This is a genomic window from Weizmannia sp. WK01 (assembly GCF_025905465.1).
Classification (GTDB): domain Bacteria; phylum Bacillota; class Bacilli; order Bacillales; family Bacillaceae_C; genus Weizmannia; species Weizmannia faecalis.
The window spans coordinates 2,837,644-2,856,890 of the sequence record NZ_CP109616.1; the positions used below are offsets into that span (position 1 = coordinate 2,837,644).

A 19,247-nucleotide genomic window follows, 5' to 3' on the forward strand; every position below is an offset into this window, starting at 1 on the left:
ATAAAATGACTCCTTCTTTTTACACAATTATACGGACTTAATCGCAACGTGTCCCCTTTTGTCCTTTTGCACCTTTGTAAAAGACATTTCAACCAGCATCGTGCACCACTTTTGTCCTTTTGAGCCTCTATAAAAGACATTTCAACCAGCTTCGTGCACCCTTTTGTCCTTTTGAGCCTCTATAAAAGACATTTCAACCGGCCACGTGTCCCCTTTTGTCCTTTTGAGCCTCTATAAAAGACATTTCAACCGGCCACATGCCCCCTTTTGTCCTTTTGAACCCTTGTAAAAGACATTTCAACCGGCAACGTGTCCCCTTTTGTCCTTTTGCACCTTTGTAAAAGACATTTCAACCAGCATCGTGCACCACTTTTGTCCTTTTGAGCCCTATAAAAGACATTCCGACTGGCAACGTGCACCCCTTTTGAACCCCTATAAAAAACATGTCAACCCGCGACAAATCCGTCCTAACTTTCATTCAATCCACCTGTTTTAGCATCGAAATCGGGAGGGCTTCGATCGGTTTGCCCCCGCTAACCCGGTAACCCCAGGCAAAGACGCCGTCAATATAATCAATTTTAAAATAGACGCCGGGGTCTCCTTCAATTTCATAAATTTCCCCTTTTTGAAAAGAAGCCGGGTCCAGCAAATACGACTTTGCCATCGCAATTTTCCGCTCAAGCACGGCAAACTCATTCACAATACCAAGTTGTTCGGCCTTGCGCGCTTTTTCCGTCAATTGTGCAATTTCCTGCTTTAACTCATACTCGCTCATTTCACTGTATCTTTTTTCCATCTCCATCCTCCTCGTATAATAAGTTTAAATCCAAAGTGGATGTCAATTTCCAGTTCATTCTGCTGCTCATTGACAAGTGAATATAAGATTTTGTATTCCGGGCTCGCCCGGAATACAAGTTCGGACTTGGACGCTTCGCGATGTTCCCGGATAATGGTCTTAGGATCGTTTGGGTCAATGCTTCCCCTCCTTGTAGCCTGACTACTCGAAAAGTCTGCATCCCCAGGTTCTTGCTTGAACGTCTAACCCGTAGGCCGTTCCTCCGGATCTCCGTGCTGGAAATGAGCAGTTCCAGGCAGCCCACGGCCCGGATGAGTTCTCATACGCGAGGCTGACAGATCGGCAAGCCATCTGGGGATATCCCGAAGCGTCCGATTCCATCGATCCCAATACAGAGAGGAGGAAATCATATGCCCTTATTTGTCGGTATTGACGTGAGCTCCAAAAACCTCGATGCCTGCCTGATGGATGGAATGGGGGAAACGTTGGCCACCCAAACGGTGACAAACAATCTTCCCGGTGCCTCTGAGTTAAGAGACGCCATCCTCCAACATGCGGAGGCGGATGACACCATCCAGATCGCCATGGAGGCCACATCTGTGTATAGTTGGCACCCGGCAATGTTTTTCCATGAAGATCCCGAGCTGAAACAGCGTCGTACAAAGGTGTTTACCCTGAATCCGAAGCTGGTGAGAAATTTCAAAAAGGCTTATGCCGAGATGGACAAGACCGATCCCAAAGATGCCTGGGTAATTGCGGACCGCTTGCGTTTCGGGAGATTGCCGAAATCCGTGATTCAGTCAGAACAATACCTTGCCCTTCAACGGTTAACACGGATGCGCTATCACCTGATTCAAAGTTTAACCCGGGAACAACAGGTATTTTTGAATCATCTGTTTTTCAAATTCAGTGCCTTTAACCTTGAAGTGGATACACCGGTCTTCGGCCATGCCATAACGGAATTTTTGCTTGAGGCCTATAGCCTCGATGAAATTGCCCAAATGCCTCTGGAGGACTTAGCGATGTATCTCCAGACCAAAGGCCATGGCCGCTTTAGCGATCCCAAGGATTTGGCCGCATCCATCCAAAAAGCTGCCCGGTCCTCTTACCGGCTTTCTAAATGTGTGGAGGATTCGATTGACTTGGTCCTGGGCAGTTCTATTGAGATCATCCGGCATCTTAAACGCCAAATCAAGGATTTGGATAAGGCGATTGCCCGCGTTCTTGATGGAATCCCGAATACCCTCCAGACCATTCCGGGAATAGGCCCGGTGAGCTGTGCTGGGATTCTCGCTGAAATCGGCGACATTGAGCGCTTTGACGACCAAGCCGCGATCGCAAAATTTGCTGGATTGTTCTGGCCCCGCCACCAATCGGGTGATTTTGAGGCTGATGACAAAATGCTTGCGCGTACAGGCAATCGTTATCTCCGGTATTACCTGGTTGAGGCTGCCAATCTGGTCCGGCGACACGAACCTGAGTACCGCGCCTTTTACCAAAAGAAATATCGTGAGGTGCATAAGCACTCACACAAACGCGCCCTCGTCTTAACGGCAAGAAAACTGGTGCGCCTGATCGATGCGCTGCTCCGCAACGATCAAATTTATGCGCCGAAAAAGAAGGTGACGCGATGAGGTAACCAGGTAACCATCATCGATAGCCTGAACTTGAAAACTTCCAGATTATTCCAATTATCTGGAGGCTTAGTTCAGTATTGCCATTTTTACGACATAGAGCCAACAAAATTTCCAATTCACTTGTTTTTAACCCTTGACATCACACCGTAGGACTTCTCGCAAGTAGCGGTCTATTAAATCAACCGGGAACCCTTTCCGGTATAAAAACTGCTTCATTTTTTGCCTGTATGCATATCCCGAAAGTCTACCGTATTTGCGCTTTGCTTTTTCAGCGTGCTGAAGAAGGGCTTCCCACTCCGCTTCTTCATCCTTTTCAATAGGGAGCGCCGCCATCGCTGCGGAAATCACTTCAGGCGGATAACCTTTTACGACAAGCCCCTGCTCCACTTTTTGCTTTAAAAGCTTCTCTGACAACCGGGCATGCTGCCTGGACAGTTTTTCCGCAAGGGCAAGGGCGTGTTCCACTTGCTGATCCGCATCAAAAATTTCAAGCGCCTTTTTCACAAGCTCTGGTGCAATGCCTTTTTGCTGGAGTTCCCTTCTAATAACAACAGGCCCTTTATGTGTTGTGTTCATTTGTGTTCGTACAAAACTTGCGGCAAATTCCGCATCATCCAGATACTGCATTTCATAAAGCTTTGATATGACACTCCGGATGACTTCCGGTGCAAATTCCTTTTTTATCAAATCATCACGCACTTCTTTTTCCGACCGCATCCGATAGGAAAGAAAATGGATGGCAGTATTAACGCCTTTCCGGATATCATCTTCGGCAAGGATCGCTTCAATATCAAGCTCATCCAATTCCTTCCCTTTTAAAAGCTGGTACCGTGCCAGCACTTCTTCATCAACACTGAACCGGTACTGTCCATCAAGAAAAATATTGTAACGTTCTTTATTGTTTTTTTGAACTGAGATTTTTGTAATGACCGGCACATGCATACCTCCCTTGTCTATTTTACCATTGAAAGTGTAGAAAGCGGTATGACCGGGAACAATAATCCAAAAAGGAGGTTTTACGAATGCCGAAAGATAAAAAAGTTCAGACGAAAAGCACATTAAGAAGCATGCAGGAAGTGACTTACCAGCGTGAATTTAAAAAAGCCGACCGGGCCGGAGGATACACGGACAGCGGACGCAAATAATTACCTGTTTAAGAAAAACCTTTTACGCAAAAAGTAGTTTTGCGGGGGCAACCGCAAACTGCTTGAAAGGGGTTTTTTAAATGGGCCGCGGACATCAGCATAAAACACGCGATAAAAATAAAGCAACATTGCCGCAAGTACCGAAGAACATGAAAATAGACGGGAAAGACATTGAATATTCGAGGGAACTCGCAGATGGGGAAGATTTGGAAGCACAAGCCCGTTCCGACGCTGCGGCAAAAAGAGCGAAAAACAGTCGGTAAAATAAAACGGGAGGCCTTTCCATGAGGCTCCCGTTTTTTGTGGATGATGTGCATAAACCTTTCAATACCTTTATTCCCAATATGATTTGATGTGCATAAATTTGTGCACATTTTTTGTGTATAAAATGTGGATATTGTGGATAACCAGAAAAATCCCTTTTCTTTACCAGTTCAAGATGTGTATAACCCTGTGGAAACTCAACTGGAGCACGGACGACCGTGTGCGTAAACCGTTTCGGCGCGTGCGTACAGGCATTTTTACAGCTGGTTTGGTGCTGCTTGTTGCTTTGCGCTTTCCACAAGCGCGCGGATTTTTTCCGTTTCCCCGTGCTGGAAGAGCTCGATGATTTTGCTCCCGGCCACCACGCCGCTGCAGTAACGGGTTAAACGGCGGACCTGCTCCGGGCTGGAAACGCCAAAGCCGGCAAGAACAGGCACCCGGCTGATGCTTGATAAGAAATCCAGGTAATCCTCGATATTGTCGTGAAAATTTGTACGGGTGCCGGTTGTACCGGTGACCGTGACAGCATACAGAAACCCATCTGAACGGGAGGCGATTTCCTCAAGCCGGTCTTTCGGGCTTGTAATGGCAGCCAGCCGGATGAGCGCCAGGCCGCATTTTGCCAGTTCTCCGGCAATTTCCTCTTCTTCCTCGATGGGCAAATCTGGAATAATCAGTCCGTCAACACCGGCATTCGCGCAGTCTGCTGCAAATTTTTCCAGCCCGTAGGCAAAAACCGGGTTGAAATACGTCATGAGAATAATCGGAACTTGCCTTGGATGGGCTTTTAAATGGTCCAGCACTTTTTTCATTGTCGTACCTGCCTTAAAAGCGCGGAGTCCTGCCGCCTGGATGACCGGGCCGTCTGCGACCGGGTCGGAAAACGGAATGCCAAGTTCAATTGCCGTTGCCCCGCAAGCTTCTAAAAACGCAAGCCTTTTCTCCGTCTCTTCCATTCCGCCGTCCCCTGCCATAATATAAGGGACAAACGCTTGATCACCGCGTGCAAGAACCGTTTCAAACTGTGCTTCCAATTTTTGTTTACCCATTGTTTTCCCCTCCAAACAAGCGGCTGACCGCTCCTTCATCTTTGTCCCTGCGCTCCAAGAGGCTAGCAGCGACCATTTTTGCCGGTTTCAGCGCAAAACTGCTACCATGTATGCTTTCCAGGGCCGGAATGTTACCTATTCCAAACAAGCGGCTGACCGCTCCTCCATCTTTGTCCCTGCGCTCCAAGAGGCTAGCAGCAATCGTTTTTGCCGATTGCAGCGCAAAACTGCTACCATGTGTGCTTTCCAGGGCCGGAATTTCACCTATTCCAAACAAGCGGCTGACCGCTCCTCCATCTTTGTCCCCGTGCCCCAAGAGGCTAGCAGCAATCGTTTTTGCCGATTGCAGCGCAAAACTGTTGCCATGTGTGCTTTCCAGGGCCGGAATTTCACCCATTGTTTTCCCCTCCAAGCAAGTGGCTGACTGCTTCTACATCTTTGTCCCCGCGCCCCGACAGGCAAACGGCGATTGTTTCGTCTTTCCCCATTGTTTTTGCCAGTTTCAGTGCAAAACTGATAGCATGTGCGCTTTCCAGGGCCGGGATAATGCCTTCTGTCCTTGAAAGCAACCGGAATGCATCCAATGCTTCATCGTCATTCACGGACGTATACGTAACCCGGCCCGTTTCTTTTAAATAGCTGTGTTCCGGCCCGACTCCTGGATAATCAAGCCCGGCCGATACCGAATAAGCTTCCTGGATTTGCCCGTCGTCATTTTGCAGCAGATATGTTTTCATGCCGTGAAGCACGCCGAGTTTGCCGTCGCTTAAAGACGCCGCGTGCTTTCCTGTTCCAAGGCCGGCGCCGCCCGCTTCCACGCCGAACAATTTTACGGACTTATCTTCCACAAACGGATAAAACATGCCGATCGAATTGCTGCCGCCGCCGACACAGGCGACAACTGCATCGGGAAGTTTGCCTGTCTGTTCTACAATCTGTTTTTTCGTTTCTTTCCCAATCACACTTTGGAAATCGCGGACAATTTGCGGAAACGGATGCGGGCCGACTGCTGAACCCATAATATAGTGCGTGTCTTCCACATGGGCAACCCAGTAGCGGAGTGCCTCATTGACCGCATCCTTCAATGTGCCGCTGCCCTGCGCCACACTTTTGACCTTTGCGCCGAGCAATTCCATTCTGAATACATTGAGCTTTTGCCGGCGGATATCTTCTTCCCCCATAAAAATCATGCATTCAAGGCCGAGCAGCGCGCACACAGTTGCAGTTGCCACCCCGTGCTGGCCGGCGCCCGTTTCGGCAACGACTTTCTTTTTTCCCATTCTAAGCGTAAGCAGCGCCTGGCCGACTGTGTTGTTGATTTTATGTGCCCCCGTATGATTCAAATCTTCGCGTTTCAGGAAAATTTTCGGGCCGCCGCCAAGCTTTGTTAAGTTTTCTGCAAAATAAAGCGGGGTTTCACGACCGACATATTGCTTCAGCAGTTTCTCCAATTCCGCATGAAAAGCCGGATCGTTCATGGCTTCATGATAAGCTTGCTCGAGTTCTTTAACAGCTGGCATCAAGGTTTCCGGGACGAATCTCCCCCCGAAAGTCCCGAAACGGCCGTTTGTATCAGGCAGTTTGTATGTTTGCATTATCGTCACGCTCCTCTAATTTTTGAAATGCTTTTCTTGCTGCTTGCACAAAGGTTTTGATTTTATCCGGGTCTTTTTCCCCGTTTGTCTCCACCCCGCTTGAAACGTCGACGATATGCGGCCGGGCGGAAAGAATCGCGGCTTCGACATTTTCCGGTGTGAGCCCGCCGGCAAGCACCACCGCCCGCTCATCCGATAGCGCCTTTGCCAATTCCCAGTCAAACGCCTTTCCGTTACCGCCGCGATATTTTCCGCCGGCGCTGTCCAAAAGCACCAGATCGCACCGGTAATCGTGTATCGCTTCGAGATCAGCATCTGTCCTTACCGGGAAAGCCTTGATTACCGGATAAGGGATTTGCGCGACGTCTTCTGCTGTTTCATCACCGTGCAGCTGCAGGTAATCGAGCCCGGCCCGCTCTGCAATTTCCGCCATTTTTTCAGGCGATTCATTGACGAATACGCCCACTTTTTCGATAGAATCCGGCAACGCTTCTGCAATCTGTACTGCTTTTTCCGGTGTAATCTTCCGTTTGCTTTCGGCAAATACAAAGCCGATCATGTCCGCCCCTGCAGAGACAGCCGCTCGGGCCGCTTCAAGCGTGCGAATGCCGCAAACCTTGACTTTCCGTTTCTCCGGGAGACCGGTCAGTCTTTTTATTGCCGTTTCCGGGTCGTTTGCACGCATCAGCGTTTCCCCGACTAAAATCCCTTTTGCCCCGGCATGTTCAGCGCGAACGACATCTTTCCGGGTGCGGATGCCGCTTTCACTAATCACAAGCACATCCGGATTTGAGATTTTTGGCGCGAGCTTTTTGGCAACGCCGAGATCAACGTCAAACGTCTTTAAATTGCGGTTGTTGATGCCGATAATCCGGGCCCCTGTTTCCACAGCGGTTTCCAGTTCCGCTTCATTGTGCACTTCAAGCAGCACTTCAAGGCCGGCGCCCCGGGCATAATCGTACAGCTGACGGAGCCTTTCGGGGGAAAGAGCCGCTGCGATCAGGAGAATTACGCTTGCACCATATGCTTTTGCCCGGTCGATCTGGATTTCGTCGATGATAAAATCTTTACAGAGAACCGGAAGCCGGACTGCATCGCTTACGGCTTTCAAATCTTCCACCGATCCTTTAAAAAAGATTTCGTCCGTTAAAACGGAAATGGCGCCGGCGCCTGCTTTTTCGTAGGCAAGCGCCTGCCGGATGGGATCCACGCCCGTTCGGATATCCCCTTTTGATGGGGAGGCCCGTTTGATTTCAGCAATGATGCTTGTTTTTTCGGCGTGCATAAATGTTTCATAAAGAGAAGGGGCTTTGCGCGCGTTTGGGGCAAAAGCCTTTCCTGCAGCTTTGATACGGGCCACTTCTTTTTCTTTTTCGGCTAAAATCTTTTCTAAAAATGCCATTTAAATCGCCTCCTGCGTGAGTTTCCGGCTCGCTTCAATGAGCGCATGCAGTTTTTCAAGTGCCGCGCCCGATTCGATTGCCTGCTCCGCAATCTGGATCCCTTCTTTTACCGTCTCTGCCCGCCCTGCAGCAAAGAGCGCAAGCCCGGCATTGAAGAGCACCGTATCACGATAAGCACCTTTTTCCCCCTTTAATACTGACAGCAAAATATCGCTGTTTTTTTGCGCATCGCCGCCGCGGATCGCTTCAAGCGGGTAATACGGCAAACCGACTTCTTCCGGCGTCAGCGTAAACGTGGTAATTTTCCCGCCGTCGAGCAGCGCAAAATGGTTTTCCCCCGATAAAGATGCTTCATCAAGATAGCCGGCGCCATTGACAACGAGCGCGCGTTTTCTGCCAAGGCGGCCGAGTACTTCTGCCATCGTCCTGAGCATATCGCGCCGGTAAAGCCCGAGCAGTTGTGTTTCCAGGTTCATCGGGTTTGTGAGCGGGCCGATCAGGTTAAAAATCGTCGGGATCCGCAAATCTTTCCGGATTTTCATCATTTTTCCGAGGGCCGGATGGACATTCGGGGCAAACAGGAAGACGATGCCGATTTCTCTCAGCAAGCCTTCAATTTCTTCCGCCGGGAAAGACAAGGAAATCCCGAGTTTTTCAAGGACATCGGCGCTTCCGGTCTGGCTTGAGACGCTGCGGTTGCCATGTTTGGCGACCTTCACGCCGCTTGCCGCCAGCACAAATGCGGAGGTCGAGCTGATGTTAAAACTGTGGCTGCCGTCCCCGCCCGTCCCGCAGTTGTCCATCAGTCCGGGAACGCTGCACGGAACCGGCACGGCTTTTTCACGGATCACTTCGACCAGCCCGGCAATTTCTTCCGCCGTTTCGCCTTTGCATTTCAAGACGGCCAAAAATGCGCCCATCTCCCCTTCTGTCACTTCATCTGAAAACAGTGTGCGGGATGCTTCCCGCATTTCTTCAAACGTCAGCCCTTCTTGTGCCAAAATTTTTTCAAGATACGGTTTCAACTTTCTCATCCTTTCTGATTTCGCGTAAAAAATTTTCAAGCATCTGTTTGCCGGTTTCCGTCCCGATCGATTCGGGATGAAACTGGACGCCGAAGCACGGGGCGGATTGATGTTGAATAGCCATGATTTCTCCGTCATCAAGAGATTCGGCAACCACTTCCAGGACTTCAGGGATCTTTGTCCGGTCCATGACAAGCGAGTGGTAGCGCATCACTTTGACCGGATCCGGCAGGCCGCTGAAAATTCCTTTCCCATCATGGCGCACAAGCGAAGTTTTGCCATGTTTGATTTCTTTTGCTTTTGTGATCCCTCCCCCGAATGCCGCGGCGATTGCCTGATGGCCGAGGCAGACGCCGAGCAGCGGGATTTGCCGGTAAAATGTTTTGACGGTTTCAATGGAAATGCCGGCATTTTCCGGCACCCCGGGCCCCGGCGAGAGGACAATCGCTTCCGGCTTGAGCCTTCTGATTTCATCCACGGTGATCCGGTCATTGCGGAACACCTTTACTTCCTCCCCAAGTTCGCAAAAATACTGATACAAGTTGTAAGTAAAAGAGTCATAGTTATCGAGCAATAAAATCATGTGTCTGTACCTCCAGAATCGATCTCGCCTTGTTGAGCGTTTCTTCATACTCTTTTTCCGGATCGGAATCGTAGACAATGCCTGCGCCCGACTGCAAATAAGCGGTGTTGTCTTTAATCAGGAGCGAGCGGATGGCGAGCGCAAAATCGATGTCGCCGTTCAGGTTGATATAGCCAACCGCTCCCGCGTACATGCCGCGCTTCAGGGTTTCCAGGCTGTTGATGATCTGCATCGCGCGGATTTTCGGCGCGCCTGATACCGTGCCGGCCGGGAGACAGGAGATGAGCGCATCAATTCCGCTAAAACCGTCCCGCAATTTTCCCCGTACTTCCGAAACGATGTGCATCACATGCTGGAACCGCTCGACTTCCATATATTTTTGCACCCGGATGCTGCCGGGCTCGCACACCCGGCCGAGGTCGTTCCGGCTCAAATCAACGAGCATTTTATGTTCGGCAAGTTCTTTTTCATCGTGTAAAAGCTCGTTTTCAAGTCGCTCATCTTCTTCCGGGACTTTGGCGCGCGGGCGCGTTCCCGCAATCGGGTTCGTATATACCACACGCTCCTTCGTTTTGATCAGGCTTTCCGGCGATGCCCCGAGGATGACATAGCCGCCGAAGTCGAGATAGAACATGTACGGGGACGGGTTTGCTTTTCTTAACTTCCGGTAAAAATAGAACGGGTCGTGCGAGAGCGTCCCTTTCATGCGCTGTGAGAGGACAACCTGGAAAATGTCCCCGTTTTCGATATGCTGTTTTGCGGTTTCGACCATCTTCATAAATGCCTGCTTTTGAATGGCCGGGACAAAATCAACCGGGCCATAGTCAACAAATGGTTCTGCGCTCGTCTGCTGGCGAATCGCTTTTTCCATTGCCGCAAGATTTTTTTCTATTGCTTCTCCGTCTTCCCCGGTTGAAACAAGGTAGACGGTCTGGCTTTTATGGTCGTAAACAGCTATGTTTTGGTACAGCATCAAATGCAGATCGGGGATTCCTGTTTCATCTTCCGGCACACGGCCGATCTCTTCATACTGGCGGATGGCGTCATAGCCGATATAGCCGACCGCCCCGCCGTAAAACGGAAAGGGAAGCTGAATGCCAAGACGCGGCAACAGGTCTTTGACAATATCGAGCGGCTTTCCTTTTTTTATTTCTCGCCGTCCTGTCATCCGGTCAATCACTTCCAGTTCATCATCCCGCCCGATGAACGCTTTTACCGGATCAGCCCCGATAAAAGAAAACCGGCCGTTGCTGTCATTTGGCAGCGAACTTTCGAACAAAAACTTGCATTTTCCTTTCAGTCTCTTAAAAATCATGATAGGTGTTAAAACATCGCCGTTTAGCTTAACCATTTTGTATTGCATCCGTCCGCTCTCCTTTTTTATTAATGGTCACAACTAGATGGTTTTTCGCGCTCCGACTGCCACCTGGCTGAACCGGGTGAATATCCTTCACTTAACAGGCGGGTTCCGATTACAGATCCCGGCTCCCGGCTAAATAAAAAACGTCCTCTGCCCGCAGCTAGATGCTGCAGGACAGAGGACGTTTTCCAACGCGGTGCCACCTCTTTTGAAAGGATTTAAAACCTTTCCGCTCATTCGGGTACGGAGCAAGCCACTCTTTATACCCTATCCCTGTAACGGGGGAAGCCGTGTTTCCCTACTGCACAGTTCAGGAAACCTCTCATAAGCCCATTCTGCAAAGGCAGTTCGTGCCGGACTCCCACCCGCGCCGGCTCTCTGGAACGCTTGCCATTTGCATACTCTTCTTACTCAGCGATTTTCTTTTATGGAATTTTTTTAACGGAACGCAAAAAGGGTTCCCAATCCATGTAAAGGACGGGGAACCCGCGGTGCCACCTTTATTGGCTTAATCAGCCCGGCTTTGACGGTATCAGGGAAAAACCGTAATACCTGCCTTTTGTAACGATAAGGCATTCGCCAAAGCCTACTCCGGAATCGTTTCGGTTTGGAAGCTCGGAAGCCCATTCGCCTGCACGTCATCACCGGTTCGCACCACCCACCGGCTCTCTTCGGAATCCACACAGGTTACTCTTCTTCTTCATCGCCTGAAAAATGTTTCATTGATTGATTATTATCTTAATGCTGAAAATAAGAATTGTCAACCTTCATTTCAAAAATTTTTTTATTTTTTTCAGCCCATTTTTCCAAGTAACATTTGGCGGACAAACCTTGTCTTCCTTGTGAAAAAGTGACTTGGCCTACCCGGGAAAAAATACGCGAAAGGGCACGCATGGCCACTTCGTTCGAAGAAGGGGTCCGGTTAGGACATTTTACTTTGCACATTCATCATTGTTTAGACCACTGTATTCTTCCAATCAACATCCTAACGCAAAATATCGATCAAGTTCTTATTGGCTGCATTTTTAGCCGGCAATATGCCAAATAGAATGCCGACAAAGGTAGAGACGCAAAAAGCGAGTAAAAAGCTTCCTACACCGATCACGGCACGGAAAGGTAAGAAGAGCGAAATGAGCCACGCGAGTCCACCACCTATCCCAAAACCAATCAAGCCGCCTATTCCCGTCAACAACACCGCTTCCAAAAGGAACTGGAATAAGATATTCTTTGGGGTTGCGCCGATAGCGAGACGAATGCCAATTTCCCGGGTACGTTCAGAGACAGAAATATACATCATGTTCATTACCCCAATCCCAGCAATAAACAGCGAAATCCCGGCAATTGCGCTAATGAAGTAGGTTAAACTGTTAATGACTGATCCAATGCCTTTCAAGATTTGCCCCATTTCTATATGCTCATAGCTCCCCTGCAAATGATGGCTGCCCTGCTTGTTGAGCAGGCTGACGATTTTTTTTGTTTGTTTACTGACGTTTTCCCCGCGATTGAAGACCAGTTTTAATTTATTTCCCACGTTGCTGATATTACTTTTCTTATAAACCTTTTTGGGAATCATTATATCATGAAAATCATCGGCATTTTCAAAGACTCCGATAACATGGTAGCTAATCCCATTCACGATGACAGCCGTATCTAAGGCACGATTGGGTTGAATATAAATAGAAGCCGCCAATTTTTTTGAAATTAAAGCAACAGGATCAGCGAATGTGATATTATTTTGAGAGATATTATGGCCAGCAGAAATCTCTTGTTCCGAAGAAGAACGTTTAAGAAGCTTTACTGTTACGTTTTGTTCGCTACCATTTAGCGAAGCCTGGACATCGACTGTCCCATTGTCATCGTTAATAATATGAGCCTCTGCCAGTCCGAAGCTTGCCCCGGCGGAATTTAATAACGATAGATCCGACTCATTAAAACCAGATTCGGCCGCGTTCAAATCGTCAGCATAATATTCCACGACAGTTGACTGCTTGCCCGAATTGGACGCCTGTAAATTTTTAAGAGTTGCTTTCTCAACGCCTTTACCTAAGGAAATAATCGTAATCACCGAGGCAATGCCGATAACGATGCCCAACATTGTTAAAATACTTCGCCTTCGATTCGCCAAAAGCGAACGTATTGCAGTAAAAAACAGTTCGGCTGCCCTCATTTGCTGACGCTCCTATCGCTTTCAATCCGGCCATCCATAATTTGAATCATACGTTGGCTCTGGCTGGCAACTTGGTAATCGTGCGTAACCATAATAATGGTGGATCGTAATTTTTGATTTAAGTCAAGGAACAGTTTTAAAATCTCTTGCGAAGTATGCCTGTCAAGTGCGCCAGTGGGCTCATCGGCCAGTAAGAAACTCGGCTTGGATATAAGGGCGCGGGCAATGGCAACACGCTGTTGCTGGCCGCCCGACAGCTGGGACGGCAACTTTTTAGCAATTCCTTTTAAATGCACACTTTGTAATACATTATTCACTCGTTCGCCGATGTCCTTTCGGCGGTATCCGGCATAAAGCAGCGGTAAACCAACATTCTCAGCAACCGTTAAATTCGCAATCAGTTTAAAATTTTGGAAAACGAAGCCCACGTTTTGATTTCGCAACTTTGCATAGTCTTTTGATGACTTGCCAATTACCGAATTCCTCTTAAACAAGTATTCACCCTCAAATTGATTATCAAGAAAGCCAATGATATTAATGAGCGTTGATTTGCCCGAACCCGACGGCCCCATAATTGCCACGAACTCTCCTTGATTAATTTCCAAAGAAATATCCTTCAGCACATGAATTTTTTCATCTCCTTGTTGATAATACTTGTTGAGCCGTTCTAATCGAATCAATCAGTTCACCTTCGCTCCATCTTTTAGTCGTTTGTCCGGATCAGCCACAATACGATCGCCGGGGTGCAATCCGCTTTTGAGGGTGTAGAAACCGTTCTGTTTCTCTACCGCCACAGTGCGAAAACGTGCTTTTCCATTTACGACTAAATAAACGGCCGTTTGACCATTCTTTTTGATAATGGCTTTGCTCGGAAGCTTTATTTGCTTTTGTGGTATTGTGATTTGCACGCTTTGGCCTGCCATAAAGCGGCGATCCACATCGACCGTGAAGTCATACATTGAAAAGCCTTTCTTAGTAGCGGTTTTTGAGGGTATTTTGGAAATAAACTGAATGGTTGTGGTCTGCCTCTTCCCGTTTGCCAAGGCCTTAATAACCACTTTACTCCCTACACGCAACTTGTCATAGTCATATTCGGAAACACTCGACTGGACCTCTAAAGCATCCGAGCTGATGCTGTATTGCGATTGGCCGCTATTATTAGTGGAAATACTCACCACACCATCAAACGGTGCTTTTAACCTGCCCTCCACTCTATTCTCCAGCTGATTTAATTGATCCTGTTGATTTTGCAAACCAGCTTCTGTATCTCGATAGGTATTCTGATCTCTTGCAATTTCAAGATTCAGCTCCTCTTTATTCTCTTCTTGGTGTACTGCTGATAATTTCTTTTTAAGATAAGCAATGTTTTGTTTTTGAACCGCTAAGTCGCGCTGCATTTTTAAAATACTCTGTTTCACGTCAGTAATCTTCTCTATGATTTCGTTATTATGGGTTGTTAAGAGAACATCCCCTTTTTTCACTTCATCACCGTTCCGTACATTTACTTTTTGTACTGTACCATCCGGTATTTGCAAATTCTGTGTCTGCTTTGCTGAAACCTTCCCTGTTTCAACTAACGCCGGAGTATATTTGACCACATATTGCTGGTAATGGGGTTCGCTTTTTAAACTTGCATGCGTCCTTAAAACAATTACCAAGCACAGCACTCCAAAAAGGGCGGCAATAATAATCAAAGCAATAATGAGATTTTTCTTCCCGTTAGCTGTCTCTTCATTCATGATAAAACCTCGTTCATAAATATGTTTTTATTTCTTGTTAATAAATGTGGCTTAAAACGCAACTATGGAAATCTACTTTTTAAAATCGATAACGGCAATGACGGCTGTTATTAACGATATGCAAAGTGCGAGGAGGCCAAAAATAACTGCCACCATATTTAATGTTCTATCCGGAAGATTCCAACCTATAAGTTCAAAAACCGGCTTGACTGTAACTGCTAGAATAAAAAATATAAGTGCAACTATAAAAATTGCATACTTGTTAACCAACTATCCCATCTCCTTTCAGGCAAAATATAAAAGAACACTGCCGATTAAGTTTACAATAAATACTGTGATAAATAGTATTCGTGCAAAAATCTTTTTAAATGGGCTAAACAAAAACATATATAAACCAAATAACCCGAAAGTACTTACTGGCAATAAAAATGGATAATAATGGGATATAATCAATCCGAAAGCTAAAACAAGCGGAATTCCAATCAAATATAAGATTTCACCTATTTTTTTCATTTTCCTATCCTTTCTATTTGAATAATGGTGTCAAATAGGTTTCTATTAAACCGCTGATCATAACAAATAGCATTACCACAATTAGTAATAGCAGTATATTTGTAAAATAATCTTTGATAAAGTTGCTGATATTTTTCTTGTGGAACAATTGAGGAATTAGAGCAATACCTTTAAAACCAATTACTCCACTTACAATTAAAGCAGGAATTTCGAATATTCCATGTGGTAAAATCAATAAAACAATTTTTAATACACCAAAGTCCAGATTATTCATAATGGATTCGCCAAGGATTAATCCATTTGTAAATAAATATAAAATTGTAGTTAAACCAAACGTAAAAAAACCGGAAATGATCAGACCGCACGCTAATAAATTATTGTCAATTAGATGTATCAGACTGGATGTTGTATTTAAACTTCCGCTTTTATTAACTGGATCAGCGGATGTGATACCGTATACAAAACCCGAAACATAGATTGCTGTTGTAATCGTCAACAAAATCCAATTGTTTCTTAGAATAGAGGGAACTTTATACATATATGTTTTCTACTTCCTCCTCTAATTTATCCAAGCTATAATCTTGCACGGTTATTTTTCTGGCAAGTTTGCCTTCATGGATGATTGCTATTTGGTTGCAAACAGAATGAGCTAATTCTAATAAGTGAGTTGTTATGAGCACTGTTTTTCCTTTATCCGTGTAATCTTTTAGAAATTTCCTTATAACCTTACTTGATTTTAAATCTATTCCCGTAAGCGGTTCATCTAATATTAAAATTTGAGGCTCATGTATTAGAGCAGCCGCTATCGAAATCTTTTGCTTCATTCCATGAGAATACGTTTTTATTAATTGATCTTTCTCATTATACAATTCAAAATCATTAAGGATATTCGCGGCAAATTCGACAATTTTCTTTTTTGGCACATTAAACATTCCGCCAACAAAATACAGATACTCTTCTCCCGTAAGATATTCGTATAAAATAGCGTGATCCGGTACAAATCCTATAAGATTTTGCAATGCATAATTTTTAATGTCTTGTTTTTCTCCATTTATGGTGACTTCCCCACTATCAGGAACCATCATCCCTGCAATAATTTTTAACAAAGTTGTTTTCCCTACACCGTTTGTCCCTAATATTCCAAAAAAATCGCCGTCTTTAATTTTCAGAGAAAGCCCCCTCAGAACAATTTTTTTATCGAATCGTTTTTTAATATTTTTAATCTCTATCATTCAAAATGTACCTCTCATTCATGTTAATCTTTTTTAGATATAACATAGAGAATAAATAATTAAGTAAAGTAAAAACAATCATAACTGTCCCAAGGCTTAAAAGTATAATTGAAGAAAAAGTACTGAATTTCATTAACAGGAAACTGACGAGACTTATCATTTGTAATATAATGACAAAGATACATCCTTCGTAGATATGTTGAAATGTTTTTGCTTTACTTGATTCCCCGATTTCATAGAAATGCTCCCAGTTCTTTTTTGGATACAGTAAAACACTACTTGTTTGAATAAGGCTATATAAATAACCGTTACACAAAAATATAATAAAAAATACAAAATGAAGCAGAATGAAATAAGGTTGCCAGAAAAAAGAAATAAAAGTTAGAAAAATCGTTAGAAACCAAACAATAAGATTATAATTTCTTAATTTTGGTTTTGCTAATTCCCATAAATTAAATACATTAGAATAAAAAATATGGTAATTTTTTAAATCTAATTCAACGGAAAGAATCATTTTTATTGCATCTCCAACAAGCTGATAGAACAATGAAGAAATTAAAAAAACGGAAATAATCGATGCTTGAACAGGATAGCCACTAAAGTATCTTAAGATAAAAGGGAAACCAAATCCAAGAAAAAACATAACCAAAAATAGCATGTTGCCAAGATTTCTAAAAAAGAAACCATCGATTCTTAATAGAAAAGCTCTATCTTTATGTAAGATACAATAAAATATTTTCTTTTTATTTGCTAGCGGTATTGTGTTTGAGTAAACTCGATTATTTAATTTCGTGTACTCTATTAAGTCGAATCTCTCTAAAGTTTTGCTCCATATTATATATACAAGCACACATGAAACCGCCAAAATTGAAACAATGATTAAGTCGGAGGAAATGTTATTTTTACAAATTACTTGATAAGGGTTTGCCACTTTAAAATAATAAAATATTTTAGTATGGGATAATTCATACAGGGACTGTACAATATTAAATTTATTCAGCAAATAAAATCCGAAGAAGCCAATAATCACAGGTACCAATAGGTTAATAATTAATGCAATTATTTTTATAATGGATGATTTTAATGCTCTTGACCATAAAATTGATAAAATATATGGAATGTAAGAGAATAACAACGACAAGAAAAAGTTAACAAAGAAATACATAAGTACTATGAGAAGCAAATCAAATATACCGATAATTGAGTTTTGGGTTAGGTTTAAAGCTAATAAAACGGGTATTAATATTAAAATACTTGTTAGCATTGCTTTTTCAATAGTTTTATATACTAAAACAGATTTCAACTGAACAATCCTAATCCTTCTATTTTGATGGATTAACTTTCTTTCATCTTTTAAAAAATAGTCTCTATTGTTTTTGAAAAAACTTAGGGACGAAGCGATTTGTTCAATGAAAATGAATACCAACAGTAACTGTAAATATGTATTTGGGAGCATGTATTTCTTACTAATATAAAACGACAAAATAAACACTAGTAATGAAGTGAGAAAGATAAAGGATAATAAAGCATAAAAGGCCTTTTTAACCCCAATATGATTCAGATTCCAATCGTCTAATTTTTTTCTTGTCTTTGAGAGCATATTAAATTTCACAATATAATACAGTATACTATAATTATTATTTTTCATAAACTCGTCAACTCTTTCTTCAAACTAAAAAAGGGGGGCAGGTAATGCTAATTACCAAGCAGCCGCGTACTTTTTACCGTATTTTTTGATCATCGCTTTAGCAGTAGCGACAACAGCGTAAGAGATAGCTCCAGCGCCTGTTACAACACCAATTAAAGAAATAATTGATGCAATCGTTGAAGCAGTATCGATAATATCGATAGCCTTCTTTGCTGCGGCGGTGGAAATGCCAAGGGTGCTTGCTAAGTAAGCATTGCCAGGCAAAACTGCAGTTTGATGAATAGTGATTTGTAGTGTGCTGATATACGCAACCGATGACAGAGTGGCGAGTACCAGCCCAATTACCACAAACAGAAATACCCTTTTTTTGTTAGTTAAGCTATTTACCATACATTTCACTCCAATCTTAATTTTTATATATATAGTTTAATAGCCCCCCCATTATTAAACTATATAATTTAAAAAATAAGAGAGACCGATATTCACAAATTTAATCAGCAAATAAATGAGTGTTAAATAAAATACTTTTTTTCTGTTGCTTGATAAAATATTAACTCCTAAAAGGAAAAATAAAACAGTACTTAACCATAAAAAAGGATCCGCTATTTGCGTAAGGAAACTCTGCTTTCCAACAATATAGATTTTGCTTGCATTTGCATGAAACAGATTTACTATGCCTGCTATGACAAGTTTAAATGAAAGAAATAATGAAGTTAGGGAATAAACTAACAAATAATCTTTTTTCTTTTTTTTAATTCCAAACAGGAATCCAAAAAAAGCAACCACTAAAGCTCCTATTAATATGCCAACTATTGACGTAAGCACCGTAAAACTTTGAACAACATAAAATATTACATTAATTGAAGAGCCAAGATGATTTTCTTTATCAACCTGAGACCAAAACAAATTTAGCGCTTTTTGATGAATACAGTATTGAAAAAAAGCATTAAATATTACTATAAAAAATAAAGAAATAAAAATCCAATAAGTATTTGATGATGTTATTCCTTTTTTCATTTGTTTATCTCTCCATTAATTGTTTAATATTGTTAATAATTGAATTCTTCAATCTTTTTTCCTCAACTCATAAG

General features: G+C 43.9%; 22 protein-coding genes and 2 other annotated features. Of the genes, 3 read left to right on the plus strand and 19 right to left on the minus strand.

Features of this window, described 5'->3' with window-relative positions:
- Nucleotides 1–478 precede the first annotated feature (478 nt).
- On the minus strand, nt 479–796 hold the full coding sequence (locus tag OF158_RS13675) for a YfhH family protein (RefSeq protein WP_035183866.1): 318 nt from the start codon (nt 794–796) through the stop codon (nt 479–481).
- A gap of 410 nt (nt 797–1,206) precedes the next feature.
- On the opposite strand from OF158_RS13675, the gene OF158_RS13680 reads away from it, so the two are divergent.
- On the plus strand, nt 1,207–2,430 hold the full coding sequence (locus OF158_RS13680; protein WP_014095555.1) for an IS110 family RNA-guided transposase: 1,224 nt from the start codon (nt 1,207–1,209) through the stop codon (nt 2,428–2,430).
- A gap of 129 nt (nt 2,431–2,559) precedes the next feature.
- On the opposite strand, the gene recX is transcribed toward OF158_RS13680, so the two are convergent.
- On the minus strand, nt 2,560–3,369 hold the full coding sequence (recX, locus tag OF158_RS13685) for a recombination regulator RecX (RefSeq protein ID WP_035183861.1): 810 nt from the start codon (nt 3,367–3,369) through the stop codon (nt 2,560–2,562).
- A gap of 86 nt (nt 3,370–3,455) precedes the next feature.
- On the opposite strand from recX, the gene OF158_RS13690 reads away from it, so the two are divergent.
- Together OF158_RS13690 and OF158_RS13695 are read left to right on the plus strand one after the other, a co-directional pair.
- Complete coding sequence (locus tag OF158_RS13690; RefSeq protein ID WP_014097357.1) at nt 3,456–3,578, plus strand: YfhE family protein; 123 nt, start codon at nt 3,456–3,458, stop codon at nt 3,576–3,578.
- A gap of 80 nt (nt 3,579–3,658) precedes the next feature.
- Complete coding sequence (locus OF158_RS13695) at nt 3,659–3,841, plus strand: YfhD family protein (protein ID WP_017551419.1); 183 nt, start codon at nt 3,659–3,661, stop codon at nt 3,839–3,841.
- Between the two features lie 258 nt (nt 3,842–4,099).
- On the opposite strand, the gene trpA is transcribed toward OF158_RS13695, so the two are convergent.
- The 17 genes from trpA to OF158_RS13780 form a co-directional block, all read right to left on the minus strand.
- Nucleotides 4,100–4,891 (minus strand): tryptophan synthase subunit alpha, encoded by a 792-nt coding sequence (gene trpA, locus OF158_RS13700; RefSeq protein WP_014097355.1) that lies wholly within the window; start codon nt 4,889–4,891, stop codon nt 4,100–4,102.
- Complete coding sequence (locus OF158_RS13705; protein ID WP_035183857.1) at nt 4,884–5,288, minus strand: hypothetical protein; 405 nt, start codon at nt 5,286–5,288, stop codon at nt 4,884–4,886. The genes trpA and OF158_RS13705 overlap by 8 nt, the downstream gene beginning before the upstream one ends.
- Nucleotides 5,281–6,486, minus strand: a complete 1,206-nt coding sequence (trpB, locus tag OF158_RS13710; protein ID WP_035183854.1) for a tryptophan synthase subunit beta — start codon at nt 6,484–6,486, stop codon at nt 5,281–5,283. The genes OF158_RS13705 and trpB overlap by 8 nt, the downstream gene beginning before the upstream one ends.
- A complete protein-coding gene (trpCF, locus tag OF158_RS13715; protein ID WP_035183852.1) occupies nt 6,464–7,888 on the minus strand; it encodes a bifunctional indole-3-glycerol-phosphate synthase TrpC/phosphoribosylanthranilate isomerase TrpF in 1,425 nt (474 codons plus the stop codon). Before trpCF ends, trpB begins: the two co-directional genes overlap by 23 nt.
- The gene (gene trpD / locus OF158_RS13720; protein ID WP_035183850.1) at nt 7,889–8,914 is read right to left on the minus strand and encodes an anthranilate phosphoribosyltransferase; all 1,026 of its coding nucleotides are present in this window, start codon (nt 8,912–8,914) and stop codon (nt 7,889–7,891) included.
- A complete protein-coding gene (locus OF158_RS13725; protein ID WP_035183849.1) occupies nt 8,898–9,497 on the minus strand; it encodes an anthranilate synthase component II in 600 nt (199 codons plus the stop codon). The genes trpD and OF158_RS13725 overlap by 17 nt, the downstream gene beginning before the upstream one ends.
- Nucleotides 9,478–10,860, minus strand: coding sequence for an anthranilate synthase component I (gene trpE / locus OF158_RS13730; RefSeq protein ID WP_017551425.1), 1,383 nt, complete (start codon nt 10,858–10,860; stop codon nt 9,478–9,480). Before trpE ends, OF158_RS13725 begins: the two co-directional genes overlap by 20 nt.
- A 171-nt stretch (nt 10,861–11,031) precedes the next feature.
- Nucleotides 11,032–11,281 (minus strand) — a binding site (T-box leader).
- Between the two features lie 46 nt (nt 11,282–11,327).
- Nucleotides 11,328–11,570 (minus strand) — a binding site (T-box leader).
- 272 nt (nt 11,571–11,842) lie between these two features.
- Entirely contained in the window at nt 11,843–13,024 is a 1,182-nt protein-coding gene (locus OF158_RS13735) for an ABC transporter permease (RefSeq protein WP_017551428.1), read from the minus strand.
- The gene (locus tag OF158_RS13740; protein WP_014097348.1) at nt 13,021–13,704 is read right to left on the minus strand and encodes an ABC transporter ATP-binding protein; all 684 of its coding nucleotides are present in this window, start codon (nt 13,702–13,704) and stop codon (nt 13,021–13,023) included. Before OF158_RS13740 ends, OF158_RS13735 begins: the two co-directional genes overlap by 4 nt.
- Nucleotides 13,705–14,763 carry an efflux RND transporter periplasmic adaptor subunit gene (locus OF158_RS13745; RefSeq protein ID WP_014097347.1) on the minus strand — a complete coding sequence of 353 codons (1,059 nt, stop codon included), beginning with the start codon at nt 14,761–14,763 and terminating at the stop codon, nt 13,705–13,707.
- Nucleotides 14,764–14,835: 72 nt separating this feature from the next.
- On the minus strand, nt 14,836–15,033 hold the full coding sequence (locus OF158_RS13750; RefSeq protein WP_014097346.1) for a hypothetical protein: 198 nt from the start codon (nt 15,031–15,033) through the stop codon (nt 14,836–14,838).
- 15 nt (nt 15,034–15,048) lie between these two features.
- Entirely contained in the window at nt 15,049–15,276 is a 228-nt protein-coding gene (locus tag OF158_RS13755) for a DUF5970 family protein (RefSeq protein ID WP_014097345.1), read from the minus strand.
- Nucleotides 15,277–15,289: 13 nt separating this feature from the next.
- A complete protein-coding gene (locus OF158_RS13760) occupies nt 15,290–15,814 on the minus strand; it encodes a stage II sporulation protein M (RefSeq protein WP_014097344.1) in 525 nt (174 codons plus the stop codon).
- Entirely contained in the window at nt 15,807–16,508 is a 702-nt protein-coding gene (locus OF158_RS13765; RefSeq protein WP_264302928.1) for an ABC transporter ATP-binding protein, read from the minus strand. The genes OF158_RS13760 and OF158_RS13765 overlap by 8 nt, the downstream gene beginning before the upstream one ends.
- Nucleotides 16,495–18,156, minus strand: a complete 1,662-nt coding sequence (locus OF158_RS13770; RefSeq protein WP_043052477.1) for a hypothetical protein — start codon at nt 18,154–18,156, stop codon at nt 16,495–16,497. Before OF158_RS13770 ends, OF158_RS13765 begins: the two co-directional genes overlap by 14 nt.
- A 51-nt stretch (nt 18,157–18,207) precedes the next feature.
- Nucleotides 18,208–18,546 (minus strand): uberolysin/carnocyclin family circular bacteriocin, encoded by a 339-nt coding sequence (locus OF158_RS13775; RefSeq protein ID WP_014097341.1) that lies wholly within the window; start codon nt 18,544–18,546, stop codon nt 18,208–18,210.
- Between the two features lie 54 nt (nt 18,547–18,600).
- A complete protein-coding gene (locus OF158_RS13780) occupies nt 18,601–19,173 on the minus strand; it encodes a hypothetical protein (protein ID WP_014097340.1) in 573 nt (190 codons plus the stop codon).
- Between the last annotated feature and the right edge of the window lie 74 nt (nt 19,174–19,247).

Bases quoted from the DNA above. Each gene is read 5' to 3' on its own strand.
- OF158_RS13675 (WP_035183866.1), bottom strand. From the start codon at position 796: ATGGAAAAAAGATACAGTGAAATGAGCGAGTATGAGTTAAAGCAGGAA.
- OF158_RS13680 (WP_014095555.1), top strand. From the start codon at position 1,207: ATGCCCTTATTTGTCGGTATTGACGTGAGCTCCAAAAACCTCGATGCC.
- OF158_RS13690 (WP_014097357.1), top strand. From the start codon at position 3,456: ATGCCGAAAGATAAAAAAGTTCAGACGAAAAGCACATTAAGAAGCATG.
- OF158_RS13695 (WP_017551419.1), top strand. From the start codon at position 3,659: ATGGGCCGCGGACATCAGCATAAAACACGCGATAAAAATAAAGCAACA.
- trpA (WP_014097355.1), bottom strand. From the start codon at position 4,891: ATGGGTAAACAAAAATTGGAAGCACAGTTTGAAACGGTTCTTGCACGC.
- OF158_RS13705 (WP_035183857.1), bottom strand. From the start codon at position 5,288: ATGGGTGAAATTCCGGCCCTGGAAAGCACACATGGCAACAGTTTTGCG.
- trpB (WP_035183854.1), bottom strand. From the start codon at position 6,486: ATGCAAACATACAAACTGCCTGATACAAACGGCCGTTTCGGGACTTTC.
- trpCF (WP_035183852.1), bottom strand. From the start codon at position 7,888: ATGGCATTTTTAGAAAAGATTTTAGCCGAAAAAGAAAAAGAAGTGGCC.
- OF158_RS13725 (WP_035183849.1), bottom strand. From the start codon at position 9,497: ATGATTTTATTGCTCGATAACTATGACTCTTTTACTTACAACTTGTAT.
- trpE (WP_017551425.1), bottom strand. From the start codon at position 10,860: ATGCAATACAAAATGGTTAAGCTAAACGGCGATGTTTTAACACCTATC.
- OF158_RS13735 (WP_017551428.1), bottom strand. From the start codon at position 13,024: ATGAGGGCAGCCGAACTGTTTTTTACTGCAATACGTTCGCTTTTGGCG.
- OF158_RS13745 (WP_014097347.1), bottom strand. From the start codon at position 14,763: ATGAATGAAGAGACAGCTAACGGGAAGAAAAATCTCATTATTGCTTTG.
- OF158_RS13755 (WP_014097345.1), bottom strand. From the start codon at position 15,276: ATGAAAAAAATAGGTGAAATCTTATATTTGATTGGAATTCCGCTTGTT.
- OF158_RS13760 (WP_014097344.1), bottom strand. From the start codon at position 15,814: ATGTATAAAGTTCCCTCTATTCTAAGAAACAATTGGATTTTGTTGACG.
- OF158_RS13765 (WP_264302928.1), bottom strand. From the start codon at position 16,508: ATGATAGAGATTAAAAATATTAAAAAACGATTCGATAAAAAAATTGTT.
- OF158_RS13770 (WP_043052477.1), bottom strand. From the start codon at position 18,156: ATGAAAAATAATAATTATAGTATACTGTATTATATTGTGAAATTTAAT.
- OF158_RS13775 (WP_014097341.1), bottom strand. From the start codon at position 18,546: ATGGTAAATAGCTTAACTAACAAAAAAAGGGTATTTCTGTTTGTGGTA.
- OF158_RS13780 (WP_014097340.1), bottom strand. From the start codon at position 19,173: ATGAAAAAAGGAATAACATCATCAAATACTTATTGGATTTTTATTTCT.